This is a genomic window from Rossellomorea sp. NRS-1567 (genome assembly GCF_050467885.1).
Taxonomy (GTDB): domain Bacteria; phylum Bacillota; class Bacilli; order Bacillales; family Bacillaceae_B; genus Rossellomorea; species Rossellomorea aquimaris_C.
Genome location: NZ_JBITPL010000023.1, coordinates 23910 through 31054, shown reverse-complemented (window position 1 = coordinate 31054; position 7145 = coordinate 23910). Strand labels below are relative to the sequence as shown.

Sequence of the window (7145 nt, the reverse complement as noted above, 5' to 3'; positions counted from 1 at the left end):
TCAGTTTTCAAGGTTCAATGTTTGTCGTTTCTGTTCGAAGCGACTTGACCATCATATCAAGAATGCAGTGTGTTTGTCAACAACTTTTTAAGAGCTTTTTCAATCCTTGTTTCAAGTTGTTATGTACCCGCTGCTCTCTTGCGACGGTTTTTAAAGTATATCAATCTATTAGAAATACGTCAATACTTTTAAGAGAGTTTTTCGAAAAAAATTCAGTCTTACTATTTTCTTCTACTCTTTACTATGATTACAACATCCAATACACAGCTTAAGCTCTTATATTCTTGAGACTCTAAAAACTTTCAATCAAAGCCCTCTACATATCTTTCTACTATATAGTAGAAACTATATTTACTTCATTCCCTCCAGTAAAATTTCAAAACTAACAAAAAAACCCATTTCATTCTCTTAGTTAGAGAATGAAATGGGTTTAATTATTCATTAATCGATCTTGATGATGTTTTCGTCGTTACGGTTTACTTTACCTGACTTCTCGATTGTTACTTGTTGACCTTCTTTAAGGTTCGTGAAGACAATCGGTGTCATGATAGAAGGCGCGTTTTCTTTGATGTAGTCTAGATCTACTTCCAGTAATGGTTGACCTGCTTCTACCTGGTCTCCCTCTTTTACGAGCGCTTCGAATCCTTTACCTTCTAATTTAACCGTATCGATTCCAACATGGATCAGAACTTCACGGCCTGCTTTGGACTCAAGTCCGATGGCATGCTTCGTCGGGAATACGTTTACGACTTTACCTGTGATAGGAGAAACGATTGTTCCTTCTGTCGGTACGATCGCGAAACCGTCACCCATCATTTTTCCTGAGAATACCTGATCAGGAACTTCCGTGATGTCTTTGATTTCTCCAGTGATAGGAGCTACGAATTTTTCGTTCTTTTGTTCTTCAGTTGTTTGAAGTGCATCTGGGTTCACTTCTTCAATTTGTTGCTCAACTTCTTCATTTGCGCTTGTTTCTACTCTACGTGGAGCTTTCCCACGGATGATATCTTGCATTTGTGATTTGATCGTGTCTGACTTAGGTCCGAAGATTGCTTGAATGTTGTCTCCGACTTCAAGTACTCCTGAAGCACCTAATCTTTTCAGGCGTTTCTTATCGACACTCTTCACATCATTAACAGAAACACGGAGACGAGTGATACATGCGTCTAAGTGAGCGATGTTTTCTTGTCCACCCATTGCTTCCAGGATATTGTATGGAAGGTCCCCAGCTGAACTTGCCGGTGATCCATCGTCATCTTCATCTACATCTTCACGACCAGGAGTCATGAGATTGAACTTACGGATAGCGAAACGGAATCCGAAGTAGTAAATGACAGCAAAGACTGCCCCTACAGGAATAACGATCCATGCGTTTGTTTGAGGGTTGATTAGACCGAATAGGATATAGTCGATTAAACCACCTGAGAATGTCATACCGATTTTAACATCTAATAGATGCATGGTTAAGAAAGATAAACCGGCAAAGATAGTATGGATACCAAATAGTACCGGTGCTACGAATAAGAATGAGAATTCGATTGGTTCTGTGATACCAGTTAAGAAAGAAGTTAAAGCTGCCGAGCCCATGATACCGGCTACAACTGCTTTTCTTTCAGGTTTTGCTTCATGGTAGATCGCTAATGCCGCTGCCGGAAGACCGAACATCATGAATGGGAATTTACCAGTCATGAAGGTACCTGCAGTTAGATCTTGTACACCATCTTGAATCTGTTTCATGAAGATCGCCTGGTCTCCACGAATAATGTTTCCAGCTTCTGAAGTATACGTACCGAACTCAAACCAGAATGGTGAGTAGAAAATATGGTGAAGTCCGAATGGAATAAGAGCACGTTCGATGACACCAAATATGAAAGCAGCAAATGCTCTGTTTTCACCAAGCATAAAGTTAGAGAATGAATTTAGGCCATTTTGGATCGGTGGCCAGATTAATAACATTAATAATCCTAATACAACAGCAGAAGCTGCCGTTGCGATTGGAACAAATCGTTTACCTGCAAAGAATCCCAAGTATGAAGGAAGTTCGATTTGGAAGAAACGATTGTACATAGCCGCCGCGAGTATCCCGACGATAATACCGCCGAATACCCCGGTTTGAAGTGTAGGTATTCCGAGAACAAGTGCGTATGCAGGATCTACACCATCACCTGTTACATCTCCAATTCCTAATCCTTCAACTGTTCCCATTGTTACGTTCATAATCAAGAAACCAACGATAGCCGCTAAACCAGCTACCCCTTCACCACCAGCTAACCCGATGGCTACACCTACTGCGAATAACAGGGCTAAGTTTCCGAAAATAATTCCACCTGCTTGTTCCATGACGCTTGCGACCATTTCAACGCCGCCGTTTGAAAGGAATGGAGCAATTTCTAATAACGTCGGATTTTGCAGGGCATTACCGAATGCAAGCAGAAGTCCGGCTGCCGGCAAGATTGCTACGGGCAGCATGAGGGCTTTACCGACTTTTTGTAAAACACCAAAAGCCTTTTTAAACATGAAGTTTCCTCCTTTTATTTGTTTCTTTTTTTCAACTAATTAGATGATGATTGCAAACAAAAAAGGCATGAGAAAAGAGGATAATGAACGTATATGGATAGACTACCCCAAATTATACGTTTCAATCATCTTCTTCACTCATGCCTGATCGTATCAGTAACACGTAAGAAAGATAAGTGCTTTATTTAACTTTGCTCTGAATACGCTGCAAGTGCATGGTTAAATATACAGCCTCTGCATCGTAGACAGGTTTTTGTAATGTTTGCTGCATCATCTTGATTAGCTTCCAAGATAAATTATAGCAGAGAGGGTATTCCTCTTTCAACAGTTTTGCGATTTTTTCTGGCTCTTCTACGCGTTCTCCCCTAAGTACCCGCTCTATTGTATATCGAATGTGGCGCACAAGCCTCATATAATCGACGCTTTCCTTATTAATCTTCACATCCAGCTGTTGTTCGATCATCGCGGTCAGGCGACCAATCAACTGGGAGTGTTGATTCACTTCCGACAGATCCTTGTTCATCATGGCGCTGTGGATATGAAGGGCAATAAATCCCACTTCCCCTTCCGGCAAATGAACATCTGTCATTTCATTGATCATACCAACCACTTCTCTGGCTATTTCGTATTCGAATGGATACAGCGTCCTTGTTTCTACCAGAAACGGATTGCGGATCTCCATCCCTCTCATCAATCGGTTAATCGCAAAAAGGATATGGTCGGTCAGGGCGATGTGAATATGCTCATTTAGAAAAGAGTTGGTTCTTTTTCTGATTAACTCGATGGCAGAAATAATGACGTTTGACATATCATCATTTAAGAAAGGAAGGAGGTTTTTGTACTGCTCCTGCTCTTTCTCTCCTTTTAACACAAACATTTTTTCTGCAATATCATTCTGAATGGGGTCCCCTTTTTTACGGTTGAACCCTATCCCTTTACCGATCAGCACGACTTCACCGTAGCTCTCGTGATCTGCAATTAATACATTGTTATTTAAAGCTTTTTTCACATTTAAAGTAGACATCGTCATTCTCCCCATAATTTCGACCATTTTCGACACTATCCGATTCCATGATTTTAACGAAAACCCTCACTTTTTTCAATTCAAACTTACTCTACACGTATATCTTCTCTAGACCCTCCCCCGTTTCCTCTATTTATGTTTCACTCTTTTCCGCTAAAAAATAAGAAAAAGCTGATCTACGAGAGACCAGCTTAAAGAATGTTTTGTTTTAAACTAAGAATATAAAGTACAGAACGAAGATAACAAACAAGAAATACATGATAGGATGGATTTCTTTTACGCGACCTTTCATGATCATCGTGATAGGGTAGAAGATAAATCCGATCGCGATACCTGTGGCGATACTATATGTTAAAGGCATGGCTACGATTGTTAAGAATGCAGGCACAGCTACCTCAAACTTCTTCCAATCAATTTCACCCAGTGATGAAACCATCAATACCCCTACAATGATAAGTGCCGGTGCTGTTACTGCCGATGTAATGACGGCAAGCAGCGGGAAGAAGAAAATCGAGAGTAAGAACAAGACTGCCGTTACCACTGACGCAAATCCTGTTCTAGCCCCTGCCGCTACCCCTGCTGAAGATTCGATATAAGACGTGGTCGTTGATGTCCCTAAGATTGCTCCTACCACTGTTGCACATGAGTCAGCAAATAAAGCCTTACCAGCGCGTGGTAGTTTATTTTCCTTCATTAATCCTGCTTGATTGGCTACCGCTACAAGGGTTCCCGCCGTATCGAAGAAATCAACGAATAAGAATGTTAGAATCACTACAAGCATTTGAATCGTAAAAATACTTCCCGCATCATTGAATAGTGGATCTAATGCTGCTCCAAACGTAGGAGCAAGACTTGGCGCTGCATCTACTACTTTTTCCGGCGTGTCGATTAACCCAACGATCATTCCGACGATTGCCGTTACAACCATCCCGATGAATATACCGCCTTTAACGCCTCTTGTCATCAGAATGACGGTAATGATGATTCCGAAAATGGCGAGAAGAGTCGAGCCATTTGTTAAATCTCCAAGTCCCACTAAAACTGCATCATTGTTCACAATGATTCCGGCATTTTGAAAACCGATAAATGTGATGAAAAGTCCAATCCCCGCTCCCACGGCATACTTCAATTCAGATGGGATTGAGTTAATAATTTTTTCCCGGATACCCGACAGTGTGAGTACGATGAAAATCAAACCTGAAATTAACACACCTGTCAACGCTGATTGCCACGGCACACCCATCGTCAATACTACTGTGTATGCGAAGAATGCGTTCAAACCCATACCAGGAGCTAAAGCTATTGGATATTTTGCAATCAGCCCCATAATCAAGGAACCAATCGCAGCCGCCAATGCCGTAGCGACGAATACTGCACCGTAATCCATTCTCATGCTATCCGGAAGGTCCGGTACGGATTGAAGGGTTAACGTCAATGGGTTGACGATCAGGATATAAGCCATTGAAAGAAACGTCGTTAATCCCCCGATGATTTCCCTTTTATAAGTCGTTCCTAACTGGTCAAACTGAAAGAAATTTTTCATTCTTGTACTCCTCCTATTGAGTCGTCGCAGAATCTTGCATTTCCATAAAAAAAGCCTCGAACTACCAGAGTTCAAGGCTTTGACTGTTAAGATCATAATGAATAGGTAAATGAAAAAAATATTAAACAACCCTATTCACAATCACCTCGTAGTCAAGCCATTTACGGTAGCTTGGTAGAAACGCTCGGGCCCTATTCCCGAAATTATACGACGTAATACTATTATAATGTTTTGTTATGATTACAGTACTATTGTACCAACACAAAACATGACCGTCAACACAAAATACGAACATTATTTATTGTAATTTATATTAATGTTCGCTTTATACACAAAATGACAGGCACTCCCGTTTTTTGTCGAATTCTAAAAATCGACCTTCGACGGGAAATGCCTGTCACCTATCTATCAAGAATCTATAAATTTCTATTCCCACTCAATCGTCGCAGGTGGCTTACTTGTCACATCATACACAACGCGGTTAATATGATCGACTTCGTTTACGATGCGTGTTGAGATTTTCTCCAGTACATCCCAAGGAATACGGGCCCAGTCGGAAGTCATACCGTCAATGGATGTCACAGCACGGATTCCGATCGTATAGTCATAGGTTCTCGCATCCCCCATCACTCCGACGCTTCGGATGTCAGGCAGGACCGTGAAGTATTGCCAAATGTCACGATCAAGTCCCGCTTTCTTGATTTCATCACGCAGGATGTAATCAGACTCACGAACAATTTCAAGCTTCTGCTCAGAAATTTCACCAAGCACACGAATTCCAAGACCCGGTCCCGGGAATGGTTGACGCCATACGATTTCATCAGGAATACCCAGTTCAGATCCTAATGCACGCACTTCATCTTTGAATAATGTGTTCAATGGCTCAATAAGTGTGAACTGCATGTCTTCAGGCAGTCCACCAACATTGTGGTGAGATTTGATCGTCTGAGCAGTGGCTGTTCCACTTTCAATGATGTCTGTATATAAAGTTCCTTGCGCAAGATACTCGATACCTTTAAGCTTAGTCGCTTCATCATCAAACACGTAAATAAATTCATTCCCGATGATTTTACGTTTTTGCTCAGGGTCAGAAACGCCTTTCAATTTATTTAAGAAGCGGTCCTGTGCATCCACTTTAATGACGTTCATATTAAAGCCATCAGAGAAGGTTTTCATTACGCTGTCTGCTTCACCTTTACGAAGAAGGCCGTGATCGACGAAAATACATGTCAATTGATCACCGATTGCTTTATGAATCAAAACAGCCACAACGGAAGAGTCCACTCCTCCACTTAATGCGCAAAGAACCTTTTTATCTCCAACTATTTGACGGATCTTCTCCATTTCGATTTCAATGAAATTCTCCATGGACCAGTCGCCTGTGCAGCCACACACTTCGAATACGAAGTTTTTCAGCATTTCATTCCCGTGTACAGAGTGACGTACCTCTGGATGGAATTGAACGGCATATAACCCTTTTTCTTCGTTACTCATGGAAGCAATCGGACAAGAAGGGTTCGTTGCGTTCACATTAAAGCCTGCAGGAGCTTCCACGACAAGATCTCCATGACTCATCCATACGACTTGCTCTTCCGGAAGGTTGGAGAATAACTTAGATTGTTTTTCAATATTGATAGCCGCTTTTCCGTATTCACGGTGCTTCGCGCGTTCCACTTTCCCGCCGAAGTGCATGGTCATAAGCTGCATACCGTAGCAGATTCCCAGAATCGGAATGTCCAAATCAAAGATACGCTCATCGCAACGGAATGAGTCTTCACCGTAGACACTGTTCGGTCCCCCGGAGAAGATGATCCCGGTTGGATTCATTTCCTGGATTTCTTCAAGGGTAACTGTATGCGGGTGGAGCTCACTATAAACACCAAACTCACGAATTCTTCGCGTGATTAATTGATTGTATTGACTTCCAAAGTCCAAAACGACGATCATTTCTTGATTGTGCAATTCTTCTTTACCAAGCATTCAGTTCACCTCATCAGTTTTTTTATGGATCAGGACGGACTCCATCCTTATAGTACCTGTTGTTGTTAGCATTCCTAAAAA

4 protein-coding genes and 1 riboswitch are annotated in these 7145 nt (G+C 41.6%); all 4 genes read right to left on the bottom strand.

Annotated elements, in window-relative coordinates; translation table 11 throughout:
• Positions 1-441 precede the first annotated feature (441 nt).
• The 4 genes from ptsG to guaA all read right to left on the bottom strand — a co-directional run bounded on the left by ptsG (position 442) and on the right by guaA (position 7064).
• Complete coding sequence (ptsG, locus tag ACIFOD_RS16395; RefSeq protein ID WP_397554581.1) at positions 442-2517, bottom strand: glucose-specific PTS transporter subunit IIBC; 2076 nt, start codon at positions 2515-2517, stop codon at positions 442-444.
• Between the two features lie 181 nt (positions 2518-2698).
• Positions 2699-3541: a glucose PTS transporter transcription antiterminator GlcT gene (gene glcT / locus ACIFOD_RS16390; RefSeq protein WP_113971423.1), complete on the bottom strand. Its 843-nt coding sequence runs from the start codon at positions 3539-3541 to the stop codon at positions 2699-2701.
• Positions 3542-3749: 208 nt separating this feature from the next.
• A complete protein-coding gene (locus ACIFOD_RS16385) occupies positions 3750-5084 on the bottom strand; it encodes an NCS2 family permease (RefSeq protein WP_397554582.1) in 1335 nt (444 codons plus the stop codon).
• A gap of 129 nt (positions 5085-5213) precedes the next feature.
• A riboswitch (purine riboswitch) is annotated at positions 5214-5315 on the bottom strand.
• A 195-nt stretch (positions 5316-5510) separates the two neighbouring features.
• Entirely contained in the window at positions 5511-7064 is a 1554-nt protein-coding gene (gene guaA / locus ACIFOD_RS16380; protein ID WP_428976796.1) for a glutamine-hydrolyzing GMP synthase, read from the bottom strand.
• Positions 7065-7145: the final 81 nt, after the last annotated feature.